Origin of the sequence: Pseudomonas sp. zjy_15 (genome assembly GCF_043101865.1) — a bacterium.
In the GTDB taxonomy this organism is placed as follows: domain Bacteria; phylum Pseudomonadota; class Gammaproteobacteria; order Pseudomonadales; family Pseudomonadaceae; genus Aquipseudomonas; species Aquipseudomonas putida_Y.
In genome coordinates, this window is the sequence record NZ_JBICII010000012.1 from 1 (window position 1) to 20,327 (window position 20,327).

Sequence of the window (20,327 nt, forward strand, 5' to 3'; positions counted from 1 at the left end):
ACCCCGTAGGAGCGGGTTTACCCGCGAGGAGGCCCGCAAAGCCCTGAATAGAGGACACCCCCCCATGAAGTTCGAAGGCACCCGCGACTACGTCGCCACAGACGACCTGAAACTGGCGGTAAACGCGGCCATTACCCTCGAACGCCCGCTGTTGGTCAAGGGCGAACCAGGCACCGGCAAAACCATGCTCGCCGAGCAGCTGGCAGCCTCGTTCGGTGCGCGCCTGATCACCTGGCACATCAAGTCCACCACCAAGGCCCACCAGGGGCTGTACGAGTACGACGCAGTCAGCCGCCTGCGTGATTCGCAGCTGGGCGTGGACAAGGTGCACGATGTGCGCAACTACCTGAAAAAGGGCAAACTCTGGGAGGCCTTCGAGGCCGACGAGCGGGTCATCCTGCTGATCGACGAAATCGACAAGGCCGATATCGAATTCCCCAACGACCTGCTGCAAGAACTCGACAAGATGGAGTTCTACGTCTATGAAATCGACGAGACCATCAAGGCCAGACAGCGTCCGATCATCATCATTACCTCGAACAACGAAAAAGAGCTGCCGGATGCCTTCCTGCGCCGCTGCTTCTTCCACTACATCGCCTTCCCCGACCGCACTACCCTGCAGCAGATTGTCGACGTGCACTACCCGAACATCAGCCAGTCGCTGGTCAGCGAGGCGCTGGATGTGTTCTTCGATGTGCGCAAGGTGCCGGGCCTGAAGAAAAAGCCGTCCACCTCCGAGCTGGTCGACTGGCTCAAGCTGCTGATGGCCGACAACATCGGTGAAGCGGTGCTGCGCGAACGCGACCCGACCAAGGCCATCTCACCGCTGGCCGGTGCGCTGGTGAAAAACGAGCAGGATGTACAACTGCTCGAGCGCCTGGCCTTCATGAGCCGGCGCGGCAACCGCTGACAGGAGCAGGGCCATGCTGCTCAATCTGTTCAATGAGATGCGTGCGGCCAAGGTGCCGGTTTCGGTGCGTGAGCTGCTCGACCTGCACCAGGCCTTGCAAAAGCGCGTGGTGTTTGCCGACATGGACGAGTTCTACTACCTCGCCCGCGCCATCCTGGTGAAGGACGAACGCCACTTCGACAAGTTCGACCGTGCCTTCGCCGCCTATTTCAAGGGCCTGGAAAACCTCGACCGGCACATCGAGGCGCTGATTCCTGAAGACTGGCTGCGCAAAGAGTTCGAGCGCTCGCTGACTGACGAAGAGCGCGCGCAGATCCAGTCGCTGGGCGGCCTGGACAAGCTTATCGAGGCATTCAAGAAACGCCTCGAAGAGCAAAAGGAACGCCACGCTGGCGGCAACAAGTGGATTGGTACCGGTGGCACCAGCCCATTCGGCTCGGGCGGTTTCAACCCCGAGGGCATCCGCGTCGGTGACGCCGGCAAGCGTCAGGGCAAGGCGGTAAAAGTCTGGGACCAACGCGAGTACAAGAACCTCGATGACCAGGTCGAGCTGGGCACCCGCAACATCAAGCTGGCCCTGCGTCGGCTGCGCAAGTTCGCCCGCGAAGGCGCCGCCGAAGAGCTCGACATCGACGGCACCATCGACCACACCGCGCGGGATGCCGGGTTGCTGAACATCCAGATGCGCCCTGAACGGCGCAACACCGTGAAGCTGCTGTTGCTGTTCGACATTGGCGGTTCGATGGATGCGCACGTCAAAGTCTGCGAAGAGCTGTTCTCGGCCTGCAAGACCGAGTTCAAGCACCTGGAGTATTACTACTTCCACAATTGCGTTTATGAGTCGGTGTGGAAGAACAACCTGCGCCGCACGTCCGAACGTTTTTCCACCTTCGACCTGCTGCACAAGTATGGCGATGACTACAAGGTGGTGTTCGTAGGTGACGCGGCCATGGCGCCCTACGAGATCACCCAGCCGGGTGGCAGCGTGGAGCACTGGAACGAAGAAGCCGGGTATGTGTGGATCCAGCGCTTCATGGAAAAATTCAAGAAAATCATCTGGATCAACCCTTACCCCAAGCAGGCCTGGGAATACACCGCGTCGACCCATCTGGTGCGGGACCTGATCGAGGACAAGATGTATCCGCTGACCCTGCAAGGGTTGGAGGAAGGGATGCGCTACCTGTCCAAGTGAGGTTGCCTGTACCGGCCCTTTCGCGGGCTCGCCCGCTCCCACAGGCCCCCCACATTCACAACCCTCAAATGCAGTGCTATCCCTGTGGGAGCGGGCAAGCCCGCGAAAGGGCCAGCAGCCTTACGACCAACGCCCCAGGTAAAGCTGCTGCTCCCGCCAGGCCTCGTCCTGCACCACCGCCCTGAACCGCACCACCGCCCCCGGCATGCACTGCGCCAGTTGCACCAGCGCCAGCGGCGTCAGCGCGCCCAGCCGCGGGTACCCACCAATGGTCTGCCGGTCATTGAGCAACACGATCGGCTGGCCATCCGGCGGCACCTGCACCGCCCCCAGCGGGATCCCTTCGGAGATCATCGGCGCCCCTTGGTAGACCAGCTGCGGGCCCAACAACCGGATGCCCATGCGGTCAGCCCGGCTATCCAGTGTCCACTCTCGGTTGAATGCCTCGAACAGGCTGGTACCGCTGAATTCGCCGATCTGTGCGCCTATCACCAGATCGAGCACCGGCTTTTTGGCAAACTGCGGGCACAACGCTTGCGGCACTTCGCGCAGGGGTGCATTGCTACCGGTAAAAGCCAATGCCTGGTGTTTAGCCAGCGCAGCACCCTGACCATCGATGCCACCCAAGGCTTCACGCACCACGGTGGCACAACTGCCCAGCACATCCTTGCCCTGAAACCCTCCCGGTGCCGCCAGATACGCCCGCACACCCCGTTTTGGCTGCTTCAGGGTCAAGCGCTGCCCCTTGGCCAGGGCAAAACTGCGCCATGGCACCAGGGGCTGACCATCGACACACGCATCCAGGTCGGCACCGGCCAGGGCCAGCACGCAATCCTGTTCGGCCACTACGCAAAAACCACCCAGCGCCACCTCGACCACCGGCGCCCCCAACGGGTTGCCCAGCAGCCAGTTGGCCCAGTGCATCGCCACCCAGTCCAGCGCCCCGCCCTGGGTCACGCCCAAATGACGCACGCCAAAGCGCCCGGCATCCTGTAACTGGCACAACGGCGTACTGGCCTCGATCCTCAACAGCTTCATCCCTGCGCCTCCACATCACCACCCATGGTCAGGAACTCACTGCGCGAAACCGGCACGAAGCGCACCCGGTCACCGGGTTGCAAGAGGCTGTAACCCTCACGCTCACGGTCGAACAAACGCACCGGGGTGCGCCCAATCAGGTTCCAGCCACCCGGCGATACTGCCGGATACGCTGCCGTCTGGCGTTCGGCAATGCCCACGCTGCCCGCCGCCACGCGCTTGCGCGGGGTACTCAGACGAGGGCTGGCCAGGCGCTCGTCGACCAGGCCCATGAAGCCGAAACCGGGTGCGAAGCCCAGGGCAAACACCGGGTAATCACGTTCGCAGTGCAAGCGAACAATCTCGGCTTCACTCAAGCCGCTGCGGGCCGCCAGCACAGGCAGCTCAGGGCCGACACTGGCGTCGTACCACACCGGGATCTCGTGTCGGCGGCCGCCATTGCCGGTGTCAGGCTGCAAGCCGTCCAGCGCCTGAGCGATTCGCGCCCTCGCCTCGCCCGGCGGCAGGGCCGACTGCACCATCAGCGTGGTGTAGGACGGCACCAGGTCCAGCAGGTGCTCGCCGAACGCCGCGCTCAAGCGCCGGCTGGCGGCGAGCATCCATGGCATGTTGGCCTCATCGATACGGTCGAACAGGCGTACCATCAGGCTGTCGATGGCGACCACTTCGATTCGGGGCTTCATCACGCCTCCAGCCCATCGAGGGCCTGGCGAATCTGCCGCACCGCCGCCACCGAACTCTCGTTGTCGCCATGCACGCAGAGGGTGCGGGCGGCGAGCTGCAAGGCACTGCCATCGTCAGCCACCAGCGTTTCGCCTCGGGCCAGACGCACAGCCTGCTCCACCACCTGCGCCGGGTCGTGATGCACCGCGCCCGGCAGGCGCCGCGACAGCAGATGGCCGCTGGCGGTGTATGCGCGGTCTGCGAACGCCTCGAACCAAAGCGGCACGCCCATTTCATCACCCAGTGCCTGGGCGGCTCGGTTGTCGGCGGTGGCCATCAGCATCAACGGCAGGTGGCTGTCATAGGCCGCTACGGCCTCCAGTACGGTACGCAGCTTGAGCGGGTCGGCCATCATGTCGTTGTACAGCGCCCCATGGGGCTTCACATAGGCCACACGGCCACCCAGCACTTTGCAGATGCCATCCAGCGCACCGATCTGGTAATGCAGCAGGTCGCGGATTTCTTCCGGGCTGCAGGCCATGGAACGGCGGCCAAAGCCGACCAGGTCCGGGTAGGCCGGATGAGCGCCGATAGTCACCCCGTGCTCCAACGCCAACGCCACGGTGCGACGCATGATACCGGGGTCACCGGCATGGTAACCGCAGGCGATGTTGGCGCAATCGATGTAAGGCATGACTTCGGCATCCAGGCCCATGCGCCAGCTGCCGAAACTCTCGCCCATGTCGCAATTGAGTAGCAGGCGTTCCACCACGCGGTCTCCCTTGTCGTTGTGCATATACCTACCTTACCGCGCCTGCAGGTGTTTGCCGCGGGTTTCTGGCAGGCTCAGCGCCGCCAAGATCACAATGCCGTAGGACACAGCAGAGAACACACCGATACCCAGGCCCAGCGGAACATTCTGGCCGAGCATGCCGATCATCAACGGGAACAGCGCGGCGATGACCTTGCCGATGTTGTAGCAGAAGCCTTGCCCCGAACCCCGAATGCGCGTGGGGAACAGTTCGGTCAGAAATGCCCCCATGCCGCTGAAGATACCCGAGGCGAAGAAGCCCAACGGGAGGCCCAGCCACAGCATCACACCATCGCTGACCGGCATCTGCGTGTACAACAGCACAATGACGAAAGAGCCCACGGCGAACAGAATGAAGTTCTTCTTGCGCCCCAGCAGGTCGGACAGATAAGCGCTGACCACATAGCCCACGTACGAGCCGACGATCACCATGGCCAGATAGCCACCCGTGCCCAGCACACTCAGGCCGCGTTCGTTCTTCAGGAAGGTTGGCAGCCACGAGGTGATGGCGTAGTAACCGCCGAGCGCGCCGGTGGTCAGCAGGGATGCCCGCACGGTGGTCCAGAGCATGCCCGGGGCGAAGATTTCGTAGAAGCGCGAAGGTGCCTCGGCGTTTTCCACTGCCTTGGCCTTGCGATATACCTCAGGGTCCTTGACCAGGCGGCGAACGAAGATCACGAAGATTGCCGGTACCAGCCCCAGCAGGAACAACGCACGCCAGGCCTGCTCTGCCGGCAGCCAAGAGAACAGCAGCGCATAGAGGATGGCTGTGAGGCCCCAGCCGATTGCCCAGCCGGACTGCACCATGCCCACCGCCTTGCCGCGGTCCTGGGCGCGGATCACCTCGCCGATCAACACCGCACCGGCGGTCCACTCACCACCGAAGCCAAAGCCCATCAGGGTTCGGGCAATCAGCAGTTGCTCGTAGTTCTGAGCGAAGCCACACAGGAAAGTGAAGAAGGCGAACCACAATACCGTCAGTTGCAGGGTACGCACCCGGCCGATGCGGTCGGAGAGGATACCGGCCACCCAGCCTCCTGCAGCGGAGGCGATCAGCGTGCTGGTGTGGATCAAGCCGGCTTCGGTGGTGGTGAGCCCCCACAGCATGATCAGCGTAGGGATGACGAAGCTGAGCATCTGCGTGTCCATGCCGTCCAGGCCATAGCCGATCTTGCAGCTCCAGAAGGTACGTCGTTGCTGTTTGTCGATGTCGCGGTACCAGGCGAAAGGCCCGGACGAAGGGAAGGAACTGACCTGCTGCTGCGCGCCGGTGGGGTTCATGGATGCCTCGGCTTGTTGGTATTGTTTTATGGGCGACATAAAGCGTCGCGGCCTGGGCGCCATTGTTCAGAGGCCGCCTCGCCTGCGTCCAACGAAAAAAACCGCCGGTCTGGAACAAGAAAAACTGATCATGAACCTTCGCTTCCTCGAAACCTTCGTCTGGGTCGCCCGGCTCAAGAGCTTCCGCTTGACGGCAGAAAAGCTGTTCACCACCCAGGCCTCGGTATCCAGCCGTATTGCCGCACTGGAGGCTGACCTGGGCGTGAAGCTGCTGCTACGCGACTCTCGCGGGGTCAGCCTGACCCCGGAGGGCGGCAAGGTGCTGGAATACGCCGAACGCATGCTGGAAACCGCCAAGGCCATGAAGCAGTCGCTGGACAGCGACCGGGCCAAGGTCGGACGCATTCGCATCGGGGTGATGGACACTGTGATCCACACCTGGATGAGCGCACTGGTGGCGGAGTTGAGCGAGCGCTACCCGCAGGTGGAAATCGAACTGGTGGCCGACACCGCGCTGAACTTGCGCGAGCAGTTGCAGAAGGGTTTTCTTGACGTGATTTTGCAGACCGACTTGCTGCGCGAGCAATCGATCCGCAGCCTCGACCTGGCGCGCTACCCAATGGGCTGGGTGGTGGCCGCAGGCGCCCACCAGCACCGGGACTATGCGTCGCTGGCCGAACTTGGGCGCGAGCGCATCATCACCTTCTCGAAGAATTCACGGCCGCACCAGGAGGTGCTGAGCTTGCTGCAGACTGCTGGGGCAGAGGCGCCGCGGTTGAATTGCGTGAACTCGGTGGCGGCGATTACCCGGCTGTTGCGCGACGGTTTTGGCATTGGCGCGCTACCGCCGGCGCTGGTGGATGCCGAGTTGGGCCGGGGCGAGCTGGTGCTGCTGGAAGGGTTGCAGCCGCCGCCGAGCCTGGAGCTGGTAGTGGCGTGGCAGACCGGGGTGGTGTTGGTAGATGAGGTGGTTGGGGTTTGCCGGCAGGTGCTGGAGCGGTATGCGCGGGATGTGGGTGGGCAGCGGATCGTGCTGGTCTGAACGACGGTCTCTGCCTGTACCGGCCCCTTCGCGGGCTTGCCCGCTCCCACAGGATCATCACAGGCCTGGCGGGCCAGGTTGTACCTGTGGGAGCGGGCAAGCCCGCGAAAGGGCCGGTACAGGTACAGCAGAACTTAGCGCCAGCTCTCTTTCACCACCCTGCGCCGCCCGCCCAGGATCAGCCAGCCAATCCCCAGCAACAGGCTTTCGACCACAAAGGCCAGCACAAAACCGGCACCCACACCCCAGCCGATCGCCTCGGGCACCAGCAGAATCTGGTAGCTGTAGCCATTGAGGGTTTCTTCGCGCAACTGCGGGTCGGCCTGCACCAGCACATGCCAGGTACGCTCGGCCCATGACCCTTGCAGCACCTGCCATTCGTTTTCCAGCAGTTCGTTGCGGATCATCAGGCTTTCGATGCTGTTGGCGTCACTGTTGAACACCGGATCGTCGCTGCTGCGGTAGTGCTGCAGCAGCGCCTGCAAGTCGCCCTTGAAAAAGCGCTCGGCCGTTTGCCGGAACCCATCGAGCGCCTCGCGCGATTCGAACAGGTGCGCCTCGACCCGCTGGCTATAGTCCTTGACCAGCCCCGGGACCTGGATACCGGCCAGCAGGCCGAAGGTGAACAACAGCAATCGCAGGTAACTTCTGAACATGCAGCGTCCTTAGCTCTGGCCGTGCGCCACGCACTCGCCGTGCCGCCACAGGGCCCACTGACCCGGCGCGTAGCGGTGCCAGGTCTCGTTCTCGGTCAAGGCCTCGGTGGCAATCACCGTGACCACGTCGTTGGGGGTGGTTTCGGTATGAAAATCGACGATCAGGTCGACATCCTTCAACCGTGCGGCACCAAATGGCGCTCGGCGGGTAATGTGCACCAGCTTGGTCGAGCAAAAACAGAACAGCCAGTCGCCATCGCTGAGCATGCAGTTGAATACGCCCTGACCACGGTAGCCGGCACAGGCTTCGACCAGCACTGGCAGTAGCTGTTCCACCGGCACCGGTTCGGGGAAGGCGCTGCGGATGCGGTTGAGCAGGTCGCAGAAGGCCGCTTCGCTGTCGGTGTCGCCCACTGGCCGGTAGAAACTGGCCAGGCCCTTGAAGTCACCCAGTTGGCCGTTGTGCGCGAAGCACCAGTTGCGGCCCCACATTTCCCGCACGAACGGGTGGGTATTGGACAGGCACACCCTGCCGACGTTGGCCTGACGGATATGACCGATCACCACTTCGCTTTTGATCGGGTAGCGCTGCACGAGGTTGGCCACTTCCGACTCGCTGCTCGCCGCCGGGTCCTGGAACAGGCGCAGACCACGACCTTCGTAAAAGCCTATACCCCAGCCGTCACGGTGCGGGCCGGTACGCCCGCCCCGCTGCATCAGGCCGGTGAAGCTGAAAACGATGTCGGTAGGGACATTGGCACTCATGCCCAGCAGTTCGCACACAGGCGTGTCTCCGTTTACAGACGAGGCTCGACCCGGCCTGCGCCACGCGCAGCGGCTGGCGGCGAGTCGTCACGGTACCGGTCGCTGCGCTCGGCAGCCAGCGGCACCTGGGCGCCGAGCTGATCATCCTCGGCCAGCTGACGCTTGGTAGCGGCTTCGGCCTGTTCACGGCGTGCGCGCGCGCGTTTTTCCAACGGCCAGCGCAGCAAGACGAAGAGGAAGTACAGGCCGAAGGCGATCATGCCGTACATGGCAAAGTCGGACACAGCGCGCCAGGCGTTGTTGCCGACCTTGAAGGCAACATCCAGCACAGTGATGGCGATTGCCGGGGCGAAGCTGTCCTTGACCGGGTCGACGATGGTCGGGGTCAGGAGCAGTACCGCCAGCACCACCCGTAGCGGTTCGCGCAGCCAGCGCCACATCCAGCCGGTGAGCTTGAAGCCCACCAGCAGGCACCCTAAGGCGGCCACTGCGTAAAGGCCCCAGGCGAAGGTGTAGTCGTTCTCGGTCATGGTGTTCGTGCAAGCCAGGCAAAGAGATGCCTATGATAAACACTTTTCCGGGCGCAGACAGTGTTTGCCTGTGCCGGCGTCTTCGCGGGCAAACCCGCTCCTACCTCGGTGCGATCCCTGTAGGAGCGGGTTTACCCGCGAAGACGCCGGCACAGGCAACTCCAATCAAGAGACCTTCAATGCCAACCAAGCCCCAACCCCCGATTGCCCAAGCCGACCAGGCCACCGACCCGTATGCCTGGCTGCAAAAGCGCGACACCCCCGAGGTACTCGCTTACCTGCACGCTGAAAACGCCTACCAGGAAGCCTGCCTGGCCGACCAGGCACCGTTGCGTGAGCAACTGTTCGAAGAGATCAAAGGCCGCATCCTGGAGACCGACCTGTCATTGCCGGCGCCCTGGGGCCCCTACCTGTACTACACCCGTACCACCGCCGGCGACGAATACCCGCGTCACTACCGCTGCCCACGCCCCGCCGACGACTCGAACACCGTCGATGAAAACCAGGAGCAGCTGCTGCTCGACCCCAACGTCCTGGCCAACGGCGGTTTCCTTTCCCTCGGCGCGTTCAGCGTCAGCCCCGACCACCGCCTGCTGGCCTACAGCCTCGACACCAGCGGCGACGAAATCCATACCCTGTACATCAAAGACCTGGCCAGTGACCGTGTCACGACCCTGCCCTTCGACGACTGCGACGGTAGCCTGACCTGGGCCAACGACAGCCAGACGTTATTCTTCGCTGAGCTGGACGACACCCACCGCCCATGGCGCCTGCGTCGCCACACCTTGGGCACTGACGCCGCCCAAACCGTGTTCGAAGAGCCGGACGGGCGTTTCTTCCTGCACTGCTACCGCACCAGTTCCGAGCGCCAGCTGGTGCTGCTGCTGAACAGCAAGACCACCAGTGAGGCCTGGGTACTGGACGCCGAAACCCCGCAGGCGCCGTTCACCTGCCTGGCGCCGCGCGTCGAAGGCCACGAATACTTCCCCGACCATGGCCAGCTCGACGGCGAGTGGCGCTGGTTCATCCGCACCAACCAGGATGGCATCAATTTCGCCCTGTACCACGCGCCAGTCGCGCCAGTACCTAGCCGCGAACAGTGGCAGGTGCTGGTGGCGCACCGCGACACGGTCATGCTCGAAGGCCTCAGCCTGAATAGCGGTGCCCTGACCCTGAGCCTGCGCGAAGGCGGCCTGCCGATCATCGACGTGCGCCCACAGGGCTTGCCGACCTACCGCGTCGAACTGCCAGACGCCGCCTACAGCCTGTACGTGCAGGACAGCCTGGAATTTGCCAGCCCTTGCATACGCTTGCGCTACGAAGCGCTCAACCGCCCGGCCCAGGTGCGCCAACTGGCGTTGTCCACGGGCGCTCAGGTCGTGCTCAAGCAAACCCCGGTGCTCGGTGCGTTCGATGCCGATGACTATGTCAGTGAGCGCCTGTGGGCAACCGCAGCGGACGGAACCCAGGTGCCGATCAGCCTGGTACGCCGCCGCCAGGACCTGGGCAAGACCGTGCCACTGTACCTGTACGGCTATGGCGCCTATGGCGAAAGCCTCGACCCCTGGTTCTCACATGCGCGCCTGAGCCTGCTGGAACGTGGCGTGGCCTTTGCCATCGCCCATGTGCGTGGCGGCGGCGAACTGGGCGAGGCCTGGTACCGTGCCGGAAAGCAGGAACACAAGCACAACACCTTCAGCGACTTCATCGCCTGCGCCGAGCACCTGATCAGCCAAGGCGTGACTGCCGCCGATCGCCTGGCCATCAGTGGTGGCAGCGCCGGCGGCCTGCTGATCGGCACGGTGCTCAACCTGCGCCCGGAATTGTTCCGCTGCGCCATTGCCGAAGTGCCATTCGTCGACGTGCTCAACACCATGCTCGACCCGGAGCTGCCGCTGACCGTGACCGAGTACGACGAATGGGGCAACCCTGAGGAGCCGGAGGTGTATGAACGGATCAAGGCTTATGCGCCGTACGAGAACCTGAAAGCGCAGGCCTACCCGGCGATGCTGGTGGTGGCGGGCTACAACGACAGCCGCGTGCAGTATTGGGAAGCCGCCAAATGGGTGGCGAGGTTGCGCACGCTCAAGACCGACAGCAACCTGCTGCTGCTCAAGACCGAGATGGGGGCTGGGCACGGTGGGATGAGCGGGCGGTACCAAGGGTTGAAGGATGTGGCGCTGGAGTATGCGTTCGTGTTTGGCGAGCTAGGTATTGCCTAAACCCAGGTTTGAGCACCCGCGCGATCACTGTGGGAGCGGGCAAGCCCGCAAAAAATTCAATGCAGTGCCTGGCACCGGCTGCGCCGGTGTTCGCGGGCAAGCCCGCACCCACAGCGATCGCGCCAGCTTTTAGAAGTTGAGCAAGACAGTTGCTCACACATGATGGCGGCGCAGAGTGCTCATGCTCAATCATCCTGCGCTGGCGGCTTCGGCGGCTCCGGCCGCAACCCGGGCAATGGCTGGTCCTTCGGCGGGCCGGGCACTGGCATCGGCGGCAACAACGGCGCCCCCGGCTGACTGTCATAAGCCTTGGGCGGTGTACTCGGGGTTATCTGCGGGTATGGCGTGGGCGTGGGCGTACCCGGTGCACCAGGCACTGGCGTATTGAGTCGAGGTGGCGTGCTGGCAGCTTCTGCCAGAGGCAGGCCAGCCATCAACAGCGCGGCGAGGATCGCGTGAAACATCAGCAACCTCCTGTCGGGAACCTTGCTACAGGCTACGCCTAAATCAACGCTTTCGCCTGTCCGCCTGACCTGCAAGCGCGCTAGACTCAATGGCATAACCGTCACCTGCCTGATCAGAACAAAGGAAACACCATGAGCTCCACCTCTTCTGCCGCCGCTACCGCGCGCCTCGACCGCATCCTGGCCGATGCCAAGCGCGACAAGGAAATGGGCTACCGCGACAAGGCCCTGAGAATGTACCCGCACGTGTGCGGCCGCTGCGCCCGCGAGTTCGCCGGCAAGCGCCTGAGCGAACTGACCGTGCATCACCGTGACCACAACCACGACAACAATCCTCAGGACGGCTCCAACTGGGAGCTGCTGTGCCTGTACTGCCACGACAACGAGCACTCGCGCTACACCGACCAGCAGTACTTCAGCGAAGGCTCCACCAGCACCCCGAGCATTGCCAAGGCCACGCACAACCCGTTTGCCGGGCTGGCGGGCATGCTGAAGAAAGACTGACCATCGATTCGCCCCCCGCTGCTACCGGGCAGCCCGTATAATCGCGCTTTTTTTCGCGAAGGGCCCCGGTACGTGGCAAACAAACGATACAGCTGCATCGGCCTGTTCAACCCCAAGTCGGCAGAAAACGTCGGCTCTGTGATGCGCGCCGCGGGCTGCTATGGCGTCAATTCGGTGTTCTACACGGGCAAACGCTATGAGCGCGCGCGTGACTTCGTCACCGACACCAAACGTGTGCACTACGACATCCCGCTGATCGGCATCGACGACCTGCAGCGCATTATCCCGCTGGGCTGCACGCCCGTGGCGGTGGAACTGGTGGAGGGCGCACGGCCATTGCCGGACTACACCCATCCAGACCGGGCCATTTACATCTTCGGGCCAGAGGATGGCTCGTTGAGCGAAGAGGTGAGGGGATGGTGTGAAGAGACAATCTACATACCAACCGAGGGCTGCATGAACCTGGCGGCGACGGTGAATGTGGTGCTGTACGACCGATTGGCCAAGGGGCTGAATACCCGCTCGGGACCCAAGTTCAAATAAAAAGGCCGCCACTGCGGCAGCAGGACAGGCCTGCCAACACAGGACGGCCAGGTGCTGAGCTCCGTCAGAACAGCACCGAAACCGGGCGGAACATTGCCTCGACAAACCATGGGTTGTCGCGATCAACGTTGCCGACGATGGTCGGCTGCGCGCTCCCCTTCCTCGGTTTCGCCCCGTGAACAATGCTGAGTTTCTGCTCGGCGGTGTATTCCAGGTACGACTTTACACACCTGAAATGCGACTTGCTGAAGATGTCACCTTGCCGATTGCCAGGGGCCAGGGAGGCCTAGTGCAGCACCTTGCTCTGCAGCACATCGGAACGCCGTCCCAGCACGTTCTCGCTGATCTGGACGAAGTCTTCGGTACTGACGCTGGGCAGGCGCATCAGCCCACGCACCACATCGTCCAACGAACGCCTGGCCTGGGTGTGAATGCGGATTTCCTTGTCCAGCGCCTGCAACAGCATCACGCCACGGGCCACCTGCGCCGGACTGGCGCGCTCACCCTTGAGCCTGTTGACCTTGGCGCCCTGCTTGCTCAGGCGCGCCTGCCAGACCTGGTAGCGGTCGTCACTCATCCCGCCCGAGCGGCGCAGCAACTCGTTGGCGTAATAATCGGTCAGGCTCTCTACCAGCCAGTCACTACCGTCACGCCCGTGAACCTGCGCGAACAGTTGCACCAGTTCGCGCAGCAACGGGCTACTGCCGTTCTCGCTGACCATGGGCCGGGCACTGTGCAGGTACAACGAGCCCTGTGCAGCCATAGCCCCTCGCCACATGCCGTCACGCGCCCCGACCAAGAGCAGCTTGGGCGGGTTGCGCGGGAACACAGCCTGTAGTTGTGGCCAGACGAATGTGAGCAAGGTCAGGCTGTCCATGCGTCGCATGCCCTGCCCCACCGGCGCGGCCACGGTCACTTCGGTTTCGCCCAGGCGAGCGCGGCGGCTGCCCAGGTCGCCGGCAAGCATCCAGCCGGTCGGGCGATCGAACAGGCGTGACACGTTGTCGATGCGAAACTTCTCCTTGCCGATGCGCGGCCAGGACGTTTCGATGCTCTTCCACCCCTCGGGCAGGTCGAAAGCCAGGCGCGCCACCAGCTCGGTACCGTCCTGTTGGTCGAGGTGCGCAGGAGGTATCAGCTGGTCGCCGAGGAACAGTGCCCAGTGCGGGGTGATGCGTGATGAATAGGCGCCGCTGGCAAGCTTCTGGTCCAGCTGCACGCGGTAGCTGAGGCTGGTCTTGCCGGCCGCTGGTTGCCATACACCACGCTGGCCCTTCAGCTGCCATTGCCCATCAGCCTGGAAGCCGCTGTAAACCCCAGCCTTGCTCAGGTCGAAGTCCAGGCTGCGCACCACACTGCCTTCGGCCAATGTAACGCGCACTTCAGCCTGGCCACTGGCAGGCAGCAGGCGCACCTGGTAGTCGAGGTCGACCTTTTTCGCCCAGGCCGGCGAACTGGCCATCAGGCCCAACAGCAACAACAGCTGGCAACGCATACAGAAACTCCTTGTTTCCCCGAGGCAGGCCGCGCCGGTCAGCTGGCGCGGAAGATCAGGTGGTCTTCCCAGTCGTCTTCGTGCACATCGTGTTCACTGAGCATACGCCCCGACTGGGAAATGCGCTGTTCATGGACCTGTTGGCGATCGCCACAGACCAGGTGATGCCAATCCGGCAAGTCCTTGCCCTCACTGACTAGACGGTAACCGCAGGTACTCGGCAGCCACTTGAACTGGTCGGCCTTGCCCGGGGTAAGCTGGATGCAGTCCGGCACTTGGGCAAAGCGGCTGGGGTAGTCGCTGCACTGGCACGTATCCAGGTCCAGCAACTTGCAGGCGATGCGGGTGTAATAGACGCTGTTGTCGTCTTCGTCCTCGAGCTTCTGCAGGCAGCACAGGCCGCAGCCATCGCACAGCGACTCCCACTCTTGCTGGTTGAGTTGTTCGAGGGTCTTGCGCCGCCAGAACGGCGCGTTTTCAGCAATCATCACACAGGGTTCCTGCCTTCATCTTGGGGGCCACGGCGCGCAGCGGCGCCAGTCTAGAGCCTGGCCTTCGGCAAAGCCAGACCGCTTGTCAGTCGCGACGGCACGCAGTAGCGTGCGCTTTTCCCGTCCGTTTGCAGGAGCCGCCATGAGCGCCACCCCCCGCATTGCCGATTACGCCATCAACGAGCAGTTCATCAACCGCTGGTCGCCACGCGCCTTCACCGCCGAGCCGATCAGCGAAGAAACCCTGTTGAGCTTCCTCGAAGCCGCCCGCTGGGCACCTTCGGCCTATAACTCGCAGCCTTGGCGCTTCCTTTATGCCCGCCGCGACACGCCGAACTGGGAGCGTTACCTGAGCCTGCTGGTTCCCTTCAATCGCAGCTGGGCGCAACAGGCGTCGGCGCTGGTGCTGGTCATTTCGAAGACTACCTTCGCGGCCCCGGGGGCTACGGAAGAAAAACCGGCGCTATGGCACACCTTCGACACGGGCTCTGCCTGGGGGCACCTGGCCCTGCAGGCCAGCATCAGCGGCTGGCATACCCATGGCATGGCCGGCTTCGATCAGGACCTGGCACGTCAGGAACTGAAGATTCCCGAGGGTTACGTACTGCACGCCATGGTGGCGATCGGCAAGCTGGGGGACAAGGCCAGCCTGGACGAAGCGCTGCAGGCGCGTGAAGTGCCGAGCCCGCGCAAACCGCTGAGCGAGCTGGCTGCTGAAGGCGATTTCAGCCTGTAAGGTTTGTGTTGGCAGTGCTGGCCTCTTCGCGGGCAAGCCCGCTCCTGCGGGGGGGATCACCACCCTGAGCTGGAGCGGGTTTACCCGCGACGAGGCCGGTACAGGCCACTGCGATCAGTAGCCCCGGGCGAAATCGACTTCACCCCGCAACCCCTGCCCCGCTTCATAAGCCCGCGCATTCTCGACAAACAAGCGCACCATCGCTGTCGGCGAGGTGGGTGCCGAACTGTGTCCGGTCAGCAACAAGCCCCACGCGCTCCAGAACGGGTGTTGCCTGGGCAGCGGCTCTTGCCGGCAGACATCGATCACCGCACCGGCCAGATGGCCTTCTTTCAGCGCCCCTACCAAGTCGGCATCGACCACTGCTACACCGCGTCCGGCATTGATGAACAAGGCCGAGGGCTGGAAGCACTTGAACAGCGCTGCGTCATACAGGTCATGAGTGGCGGGGGTATCCGGCAGCAGGTTTAGCACGTAGTCGACCTGGCCGACCATGCGCGGCAGGTCGGCCAGCGCCGCCACCTCGACGAACGGCGCCTGCTCACGGGCGCTGCTGGCGACCCCGTAAAGCTCTACACCAAACGGCTGCAGGAACTCGGCCACACGCTGACCAATGTCGCCTACACCCACAATGAGTGCCTTGCGCCCTTCCAGGCTGCGCCCCGGGTGGTCATCCCAACGCCGCTCGACCTGGCTGACCAGACGCGCCAGCACCTCACGCTCATGGCCTAGCATATAGGTGAGCATGTACTCGGCCATCACCTGACCGAAGATACCCACTGCCCGGCTCAGGCGGTAATCACGTGGTAGGCCATCGGCCAGCAACGGCGTGATACCGGCCCATGTCGACTGCATCCAGGCAGGCTTATGGCCTTGGCGCAGCAGACTTGCCAGCAAGTCCGGCTGGCCCAGCCACACCGGGCACTGCGGTGCCTGGCGGGCCAGTTCGGCAGAGTCGCCGCTGGTCAGAACTTCCACTTCAGGCGCGGCTGCGCGCAAAAGCTCGGCGTATCGAGCATGGTCATGCTCAGCAATCAGTACGCGCATGGTCAGACGGGGTCGTTACGGCGCAGCAGCTCTTCGGGCAGGTGCTCGATGTACTCATCTTCCAGCGGCGGCATCTGCAGGTGGTAGCCTTGGCTTTCGAGGTTCTCCAGCACCTTGCTGATGTCCTCGCGAGCCAGCTTGCGCTCAGGGCTGAGCACCAGGTCGAAAGCGTGCACGGGGGTGCCGAAGAACGGCAGCAGGCCTTCAGGCACGCGCTCCAGGCCGTCAGCCTTGAGCACGTACAGGTACATTTCGTTCTTGCGTGGGCTTTTGTAGATCGAGCAAATGCGTTTCATCGGGTTTCTCCGGCGCCTGCCAGGTTGTCCAGCAGGGCCTGGCCCATGCGCTCACGGCGCCAGCCGCGCAGCGAATCGGGCAGTTTATAAGGGCCATTGGGGTAACCGCTCTTGAGCAGCGCCTCCAGGGCTTTCTTGCGCAGCATCAACTCGGGCGCAATCCCCAGGCGCTCGCCTTCGGCCTGGCCGATGGCACGCAACTGCTTGAGGAGGCCGGCAGCCTCGATCGGCAGCGGCTCGGGCAAGGGCGCTGGCCATTGCTCGGCCGGCAGGCTGGCGGCGCGCTTGATCAGCTGGATGAGGAACTCACCGTCCTGACGAATGGTGCGCGGGTGCATCTCGTCGATCTTGGCCAAGGCCGACAGGTTGTTCGGCTGGCTCTTGGCCATGGGCCACAGCGAGTGCTCCTTGAGGATACGATTGCGCGGTACATCGCGGTTGCGCGCCTCGCGCTCGCGCCAAGCGCACAGCTCACGCAGCACTGCCAGTTGTTGAGGCGCCAGCTTCCAGGCCAGCTTGACGTCGCGGTACAGGCTTTCGGGCTCGACTTCACGGCGCAACGCAGCCACCAATTCGGCGCCGTCCTCCAGCACCCAGGCGTACTTGTCGTCACTCAGCCGCGGGCGCAGCACGGTGAACAGCTCGGCCAGGTGCACGGCGTCTTCGGCAGCGTAGCTGACCTGGGTTTCCGAGAGCGGGCGTTGCAGCCAGTCAGAGCGGGTTTCACCTTTGGGCAATTCGATGCCCAGCACTTCCTGCACCAGGCGCGAATAGCCCATGGAGAAGCCCAGGTTCAGGTAACCGGCGGCCAGCTGAGTGTCGAACAACGGCTGAGGCAGCTTGCCGGTCAGGCGCAGCAGCACTTCGAGGTCTTCGCTGCAGGCGTGCAGCACCTTGACCACACCGCTGTCTTCCAGCAGGTCGGCCAAGGGTTGCCAGTTGCCGATCAGCAGCGGGTCGATCAGGAAGGCACGTTGGCCGTCGCCGATCTGAATCAGCCCGGCTTTCGGGTAGAAGGTGTCGACCCGCATGAATTCGGTGTCGACGGCGACGAAGGGCAGCTGGTGCCAGTCGCGGCAGTGCTCGGCCAGGCTCTGGTCGTCACGGATCCAGTGAATTTCGATGGCCACAAGGCTCTCCCACTAACATTGGCGCGCAGTATATACGGCGAGGGCACTGCTGGTGAAACTGTCCAGCTTTCAGGGGGCAGTCCACCCTGTGGGAGCGGGCGCGCCCGCGAAGAAGGCAACACGGTGTATGGCACGGGCTTGGCACGGGTTCGCGGGCTTGCCCGCTCCCACAGGGACCGCGCAAGCCTGCATGACACGCGACTGACTTCAGCGCTTGGCTGCCAGCCAGGGCCGGCAACCGGCGAACATGTCCAGCGACTGCTGGTAGAGCTCGGTGTGTACCTGCAACAGGCCAAGCATCGAGTGGAACAGATTGTCCTGGGACAACGGGGTATCGCTGAGCCGGGCCAGGCAGTCGTTGTCGATACCGAAGTCCTCCTTGTAGCTGTCGGAGAACCAGGTCAGCAGCGGCACATGCTTCTGCGGCTCGGGAGCGATGGCGTACGGCGTGCCGTGCAGGAACAGGTTGTACTCGCCCAGCGACTCGCCGTGGTCGGACAGGTAGATCATCGCGGTGTCGACCTTGTCTTGCTTGCTGCGCAGGGTATCGATCAGCGAGGCCAGCACCTTGTCGGTGTAGGCAAGGGTGTTGTCGTACCCGTTGATGATTTCCTCCTGGCTGCACTGGTTCAACGCGTTGCTCTGGCACACCGGGGTGAAGCGCTCGTCTTCACTGGGGTAGCGCTTGAAGTACTCGGGGCCGTGGCTACCCATCTGGTGCAGCACCAGCACGGTGTCCTTGTCGAGGTTGTCGATCAGCGCGTCCAGGCCTTGCAGCAGGATCTGGTCATGGCATTCGCCATTGGCGCACAGCTGCGGGTCCTTGAGGTTGCTGACATCGATGAACTGCACACGATCGCAGGTGCCTTTGCAGCCCGATTGGTTGTCGCGCCACTGCACGGCCAGGCCGGCACGTTGAAGGATGTCCAACAGCCCTTCACGGTTTTTCGCTACGCGGGCGTCGTAGTCCCTGCGCTTCATGCCCGAGAACATGCAAGGCACCGAAACCGCCGTTTCCGTACCGCACGAGTGCACGTCGGAAAACGCCAGCAGGCCCTGCTCCCTGGCGAGATTGGGCGTGGTATCGCGGTCATAGCCCAGCACGCCGAAATGGTCTGCCCGGGCACTTTCTCCGACCACCAGCACGGTCAACGACTTGCGCTCATGTTTTTGCCAGGCCGCATCACGCTTGGCATCTTCACCATAATGCTGGAACGGGCGCGAAGCCGTACCGACACGCTCGCTGACATAACCAATGGACGCCCCGACGATATTGCTGGGGGTGAGCATCAGGCGCAGCTCATGGTGATTGCGCAACAACGACGACAGTCCTTGATAATTGACCAACGCGACCGAACCGATGGTCACCACACAGGCACCACCGACCACTAACTTGCCCAGCAGCTCGCGGTGCCAGAGGCGGTAAGCGATCTTCGCCTTCCACAGCAGCACCGAAGGCAGCACGCCCAGCAGCAGGATATACGCGGCAAACTTGAACGACATCAAGTCGCGCACTTCCGCAATATTGGTCTCGGCCATATTACGAAACATGCCGGTATCAATAAGTACGCCGTACTGGTTCATGAAGTAAGCCACGCCCGCGCCACTCATGAACAACACAATAAGTACCGGCTTCAATACATACCGGAAGGCAAGTAACGTGAGGATCAAATTGAAGGCGAAGAGCATCAGCACGGCAAACGCCAGACTCAGCCATAACCCCGACAGGCCGGCAGGAACCACCGCCTGCAGGTGCTCCCAGAGGAACATGTTGAAGCCGATCAGCAGGTAAAGACTGGCCAGCAGCGTGACCCATTCAGTCCGCAGGGATTTGAAGTTGAGCATCAGCGTTCGCAATCAAGAGTGATTTTCACCCCCCAGGCCAGAAGGCACCGTGGGAAAGTTGGTTGAACTCTAGAAAGCACGTCATCAATTTTTTGTGAAAAAGACGGTAACAATTTCGTGAAGGTGCGTCTTTTACAAGTTATCGCAAAAGCATTCAGCTGCCATTCAGCCTGGACAGCCGTCACCAGCCTGCGCAAAGACAGCTATCCTCAGTGATCAGAGCCTTACCGACAACCCTGACAGAGGTGAAGAAATGCCAGTTCCGCATGATCTGCTCGCTGACCTGCACGTTACCGCTGATGCATTCCAGGCGCTCATGGAGAAGGATCAGGACCTGCACAAACTGCACAAGGAGTACAACGCCAAGGACAAGGAGGTGGTCGCCGCCGAAGGCAACGGAACCAACGACGAGGCCGTCAACCGCCTGCGCAAGGAAAGGTTGCTGATCAAGGACAAGATCGAACGGATCATTCATCCGCCCAAATCCTGACAGGCATCTATTGAATCCACCGGCCTCTTCGCGGGCAAGCCCGCTCCTATACCGATGCGCAGACCGTCGTAGGAGCGGGTTTACCCGCGAAAGGGCCGGGCCTGCTGGCCAATGCCCCTGGCCGTTCACCGTTGCCGCCGCTACCGTATTCGCGGGTAAACCCGCGAAAGGGCCGG

23 protein-coding genes are annotated in these 20,327 nt (G+C 62.9%); 8 read left to right on the forward strand and 15 right to left on the reverse strand.

Features of this window, described 5'->3' with window-relative positions:
- Positions 1-64 precede the first annotated feature (64 nt).
- Together ACF8EF_RS01110 and ACF8EF_RS01115 are read left to right on the forward strand one after the other, a co-directional pair.
- On the forward strand, positions 65-910 hold the full coding sequence (locus ACF8EF_RS01110; protein ID WP_392528951.1) for an AAA family ATPase: 846 nt from the start codon (positions 65-67) through the stop codon (positions 908-910).
- Between the two features lie 13 nt (positions 911-923).
- The gene (locus tag ACF8EF_RS01115; RefSeq protein ID WP_021783384.1) at positions 924-2,102 is read left to right on the forward strand and encodes a VWA domain-containing protein; all 1,179 of its coding nucleotides are present in this window, start codon (positions 924-926) and stop codon (positions 2,100-2,102) included.
- A gap of 120 nt (positions 2,103-2,222) precedes the next feature.
- Here the strand turns inward: ACF8EF_RS01115 and ACF8EF_RS01120 are convergent, their stop codons facing one another.
- From ACF8EF_RS01120 to ACF8EF_RS01135, 4 genes are read right to left on the reverse strand one after another with little or no spacing between them, the layout of a single operon-like run.
- Positions 2,223-3,140, reverse strand: a complete 918-nt coding sequence (locus ACF8EF_RS01120) for a biotin-dependent carboxyltransferase family protein (protein ID WP_392460361.1) — start codon at positions 3,138-3,140, stop codon at positions 2,223-2,225.
- A complete protein-coding gene (pxpB, locus tag ACF8EF_RS01125; RefSeq protein ID WP_176685598.1) occupies positions 3,137-3,823 on the reverse strand; it encodes a 5-oxoprolinase subunit PxpB in 687 nt (228 codons plus the stop codon). The genes ACF8EF_RS01120 and pxpB overlap by 4 nt, the downstream gene beginning before the upstream one ends.
- Positions 3,823-4,599 carry a 5-oxoprolinase subunit PxpA gene (locus ACF8EF_RS01130; protein ID WP_392460362.1) on the reverse strand — a complete coding sequence of 259 codons (777 nt, stop codon included), beginning with the start codon at positions 4,597-4,599 and terminating at the stop codon, positions 3,823-3,825. The genes pxpB and ACF8EF_RS01130 overlap by 1 nt, the downstream gene beginning before the upstream one ends.
- A 9-nt stretch (positions 4,600-4,608) precedes the next feature.
- A complete protein-coding gene (locus ACF8EF_RS01135) occupies positions 4,609-5,895 on the reverse strand; it encodes an MFS transporter (protein WP_176685600.1) in 1,287 nt (428 codons plus the stop codon).
- 130 nt (positions 5,896-6,025) lie between these two features.
- On the opposite strand from ACF8EF_RS01135, the gene ACF8EF_RS01140 reads away from it, so the two are divergent.
- Positions 6,026-6,937, forward strand: coding sequence for a LysR family transcriptional regulator (locus tag ACF8EF_RS01140; RefSeq protein WP_176685601.1), 912 nt, complete (start codon positions 6,026-6,028; stop codon positions 6,935-6,937).
- A gap of 134 nt (positions 6,938-7,071) precedes the next feature.
- Here the strand turns inward: ACF8EF_RS01140 and ACF8EF_RS01145 are convergent, their stop codons facing one another.
- From ACF8EF_RS01145 to ACF8EF_RS01155, 3 genes are read right to left on the reverse strand one after another with little or no spacing between them, the layout of a single operon-like run.
- The gene (locus tag ACF8EF_RS01145) at positions 7,072-7,593 is read right to left on the reverse strand and encodes a DUF2937 family protein (RefSeq protein ID WP_003254669.1); all 522 of its coding nucleotides are present in this window, start codon (positions 7,591-7,593) and stop codon (positions 7,072-7,074) included.
- Between the two features lie 9 nt (positions 7,594-7,602).
- On the reverse strand, positions 7,603-8,376 hold the full coding sequence (locus ACF8EF_RS01150) for a class II glutamine amidotransferase (protein ID WP_003254671.1): 774 nt from the start codon (positions 8,374-8,376) through the stop codon (positions 7,603-7,605).
- Positions 8,377-8,390: 14 nt separating this feature from the next.
- Positions 8,391-8,888: an MFS transporter gene (locus ACF8EF_RS01155; protein WP_252461632.1), complete on the reverse strand. Its 498-nt coding sequence runs from the start codon at positions 8,886-8,888 to the stop codon at positions 8,391-8,393.
- A gap of 179 nt (positions 8,889-9,067) precedes the next feature.
- Between ACF8EF_RS01155 and ACF8EF_RS01160 the strand changes: the two genes are divergently transcribed.
- On the forward strand, positions 9,068-11,110 hold the full coding sequence (locus ACF8EF_RS01160) for a S9 family peptidase (RefSeq protein ID WP_392460363.1): 2,043 nt from the start codon (positions 9,068-9,070) through the stop codon (positions 11,108-11,110).
- A gap of 185 nt (positions 11,111-11,295) precedes the next feature.
- Here the strand turns inward: ACF8EF_RS01160 and ACF8EF_RS01165 are convergent, their stop codons facing one another.
- Complete coding sequence (locus ACF8EF_RS01165) at positions 11,296-11,574, reverse strand: hypothetical protein (protein WP_176685788.1); 279 nt, start codon at positions 11,572-11,574, stop codon at positions 11,296-11,298.
- A 132-nt stretch (positions 11,575-11,706) separates the two neighbouring features.
- Here ACF8EF_RS01165 and ACF8EF_RS01170 point away from each other — a divergent pair, with 132 nt between their 5' ends.
- A complete protein-coding gene (locus ACF8EF_RS01170) occupies positions 11,707-12,078 on the forward strand; it encodes a YajD family HNH nuclease (protein ID WP_003254676.1) in 372 nt (123 codons plus the stop codon).
- Between the two features lie 72 nt (positions 12,079-12,150).
- A complete protein-coding gene (locus ACF8EF_RS01175) occupies positions 12,151-12,621 on the forward strand; it encodes an RNA methyltransferase (RefSeq protein ID WP_003254677.1) in 471 nt (156 codons plus the stop codon).
- Positions 12,622-12,685: 64 nt separating this feature from the next.
- Here ACF8EF_RS01175 and ACF8EF_RS01180 read toward each other — a convergent pair whose 3' ends face one another.
- Genes ACF8EF_RS01180 through ACF8EF_RS01190 form a run of 3 tightly spaced genes read right to left on the reverse strand, consistent with a single transcriptional unit; the run spans position 12,686 to position 14,604 of the window.
- Positions 12,686-12,901, reverse strand: a complete 216-nt coding sequence (locus ACF8EF_RS01180) for a hypothetical protein (RefSeq protein WP_370844815.1) — start codon at positions 12,899-12,901, stop codon at positions 12,686-12,688.
- Positions 12,902-12,907: 6 nt separating this feature from the next.
- On the reverse strand, positions 12,908-14,116 hold the full coding sequence (locus ACF8EF_RS01185) for a hypothetical protein (RefSeq protein WP_176685787.1): 1,209 nt from the start codon (positions 14,114-14,116) through the stop codon (positions 12,908-12,910).
- 38 nt (positions 14,117-14,154) lie between these two features.
- A complete protein-coding gene (locus ACF8EF_RS01190) occupies positions 14,155-14,604 on the reverse strand; it encodes a YcgN family cysteine cluster protein (protein WP_176685786.1) in 450 nt (149 codons plus the stop codon).
- A gap of 145 nt (positions 14,605-14,749) precedes the next feature.
- Between ACF8EF_RS01190 and ACF8EF_RS01195 the strand changes: the two genes are divergently transcribed.
- On the forward strand, positions 14,750-15,343 hold the full coding sequence (locus ACF8EF_RS01195) for a nitroreductase family protein (RefSeq protein ID WP_176685785.1): 594 nt from the start codon (positions 14,750-14,752) through the stop codon (positions 15,341-15,343).
- A gap of 114 nt (positions 15,344-15,457) precedes the next feature.
- Here the strand turns inward: ACF8EF_RS01195 and ACF8EF_RS01200 are convergent, their stop codons facing one another.
- The 4 genes from ACF8EF_RS01200 to ACF8EF_RS01215 form a co-directional block, all read right to left on the reverse strand.
- Positions 15,458-16,390: a D-2-hydroxyacid dehydrogenase gene (locus ACF8EF_RS01200; RefSeq protein WP_176685784.1), complete on the reverse strand. Its 933-nt coding sequence runs from the start codon at positions 16,388-16,390 to the stop codon at positions 15,458-15,460.
- A 2-nt stretch (positions 16,391-16,392) separates the two neighbouring features.
- The gene (locus ACF8EF_RS01205; RefSeq protein ID WP_021783370.1) at positions 16,393-16,686 is read right to left on the reverse strand and encodes a YcgL domain-containing protein; all 294 of its coding nucleotides are present in this window, start codon (positions 16,684-16,686) and stop codon (positions 16,393-16,395) included.
- Positions 16,683-17,816 carry a ribonuclease D gene (rnd, locus tag ACF8EF_RS01210; RefSeq protein ID WP_176685783.1) on the reverse strand — a complete coding sequence of 378 codons (1,134 nt, stop codon included), beginning with the start codon at positions 17,814-17,816 and terminating at the stop codon, positions 16,683-16,685. The genes ACF8EF_RS01205 and rnd overlap by 4 nt, the downstream gene beginning before the upstream one ends.
- Positions 17,817-18,023: 207 nt before the next feature.
- Complete coding sequence (locus ACF8EF_RS01215; RefSeq protein WP_392460364.1) at positions 18,024-19,661, reverse strand: phosphoethanolamine transferase; 1,638 nt, start codon at positions 19,659-19,661, stop codon at positions 18,024-18,026.
- 253 nt (positions 19,662-19,914) lie between these two features.
- Between ACF8EF_RS01215 and ACF8EF_RS01220 the strand changes: the two genes are divergently transcribed.
- Complete coding sequence (locus tag ACF8EF_RS01220) at positions 19,915-20,151, forward strand: YdcH family protein (protein ID WP_014590026.1); 237 nt, start codon at positions 19,915-19,917, stop codon at positions 20,149-20,151.
- The last annotated feature ends 176 nt before the right edge of the window (positions 20,152-20,327 follow it).

Excerpts from the sequence above, each read along its gene's own strand:
- ACF8EF_RS01110 (WP_392528951.1), top strand. The coding sequence starts at position 65 with ATGAAGTTCGAAGGCACCCGCGACTACGTCGCCACAGACGACCTGAAA.
- ACF8EF_RS01115 (WP_021783384.1), top strand. The coding sequence starts at position 924 with ATGCTGCTCAATCTGTTCAATGAGATGCGTGCGGCCAAGGTGCCGGTT.
- ACF8EF_RS01120 (WP_392460361.1), bottom strand. The coding sequence starts at position 3,140 with ATGAAGCTGTTGAGGATCGAGGCCAGTACGCCGTTGTGCCAGTTACAG.
- pxpB (WP_176685598.1), bottom strand. The coding sequence starts at position 3,823 with ATGAAGCCCCGAATCGAAGTGGTCGCCATCGACAGCCTGATGGTACGC.
- ACF8EF_RS01130 (WP_392460362.1), bottom strand. The coding sequence starts at position 4,599 with ATGCACAACGACAAGGGAGACCGCGTGGTGGAACGCCTGCTACTCAAT.
- ACF8EF_RS01135 (WP_176685600.1), bottom strand. The coding sequence starts at position 5,895 with ATGAACCCCACCGGCGCGCAGCAGCAGGTCAGTTCCTTCCCTTCGTCC.
- ACF8EF_RS01140 (WP_176685601.1), top strand. The coding sequence starts at position 6,026 with ATGAACCTTCGCTTCCTCGAAACCTTCGTCTGGGTCGCCCGGCTCAAG.
- ACF8EF_RS01145 (WP_003254669.1), bottom strand. The coding sequence starts at position 7,593 with ATGTTCAGAAGTTACCTGCGATTGCTGTTGTTCACCTTCGGCCTGCTG.
- ACF8EF_RS01155 (WP_252461632.1), bottom strand. The coding sequence starts at position 8,888 with ATGACCGAGAACGACTACACCTTCGCCTGGGGCCTTTACGCAGTGGCC.
- ACF8EF_RS01160 (WP_392460363.1), top strand. The coding sequence starts at position 9,068 with ATGCCAACCAAGCCCCAACCCCCGATTGCCCAAGCCGACCAGGCCACC.
- ACF8EF_RS01165 (WP_176685788.1), bottom strand. The coding sequence starts at position 11,574 with ATGTTTCACGCGATCCTCGCCGCGCTGTTGATGGCTGGCCTGCCTCTG.
- ACF8EF_RS01170 (WP_003254676.1), top strand. The coding sequence starts at position 11,707 with ATGAGCTCCACCTCTTCTGCCGCCGCTACCGCGCGCCTCGACCGCATC.
- ACF8EF_RS01185 (WP_176685787.1), bottom strand. The coding sequence starts at position 14,116 with ATGCGTTGCCAGCTGTTGTTGCTGTTGGGCCTGATGGCCAGTTCGCCG.
- ACF8EF_RS01190 (WP_176685786.1), bottom strand. The coding sequence starts at position 14,604 with ATGATTGCTGAAAACGCGCCGTTCTGGCGGCGCAAGACCCTCGAACAA.
- ACF8EF_RS01195 (WP_176685785.1), top strand. The coding sequence starts at position 14,750 with ATGAGCGCCACCCCCCGCATTGCCGATTACGCCATCAACGAGCAGTTC.
- ACF8EF_RS01200 (WP_176685784.1), bottom strand. The coding sequence starts at position 16,390 with ATGCGCGTACTGATTGCTGAGCATGACCATGCTCGATACGCCGAGCTT.
- ACF8EF_RS01205 (WP_021783370.1), bottom strand. The coding sequence starts at position 16,686 with ATGAAACGCATTTGCTCGATCTACAAAAGCCCACGCAAGAACGAAATG.
- ACF8EF_RS01215 (WP_392460364.1), bottom strand. The coding sequence starts at position 19,661 with ATGCTCAACTTCAAATCCCTGCGGACTGAATGGGTCACGCTGCTGGCC.
- ACF8EF_RS01220 (WP_014590026.1), top strand. The coding sequence starts at position 19,915 with ATGCCAGTTCCGCATGATCTGCTCGCTGACCTGCACGTTACCGCTGAT.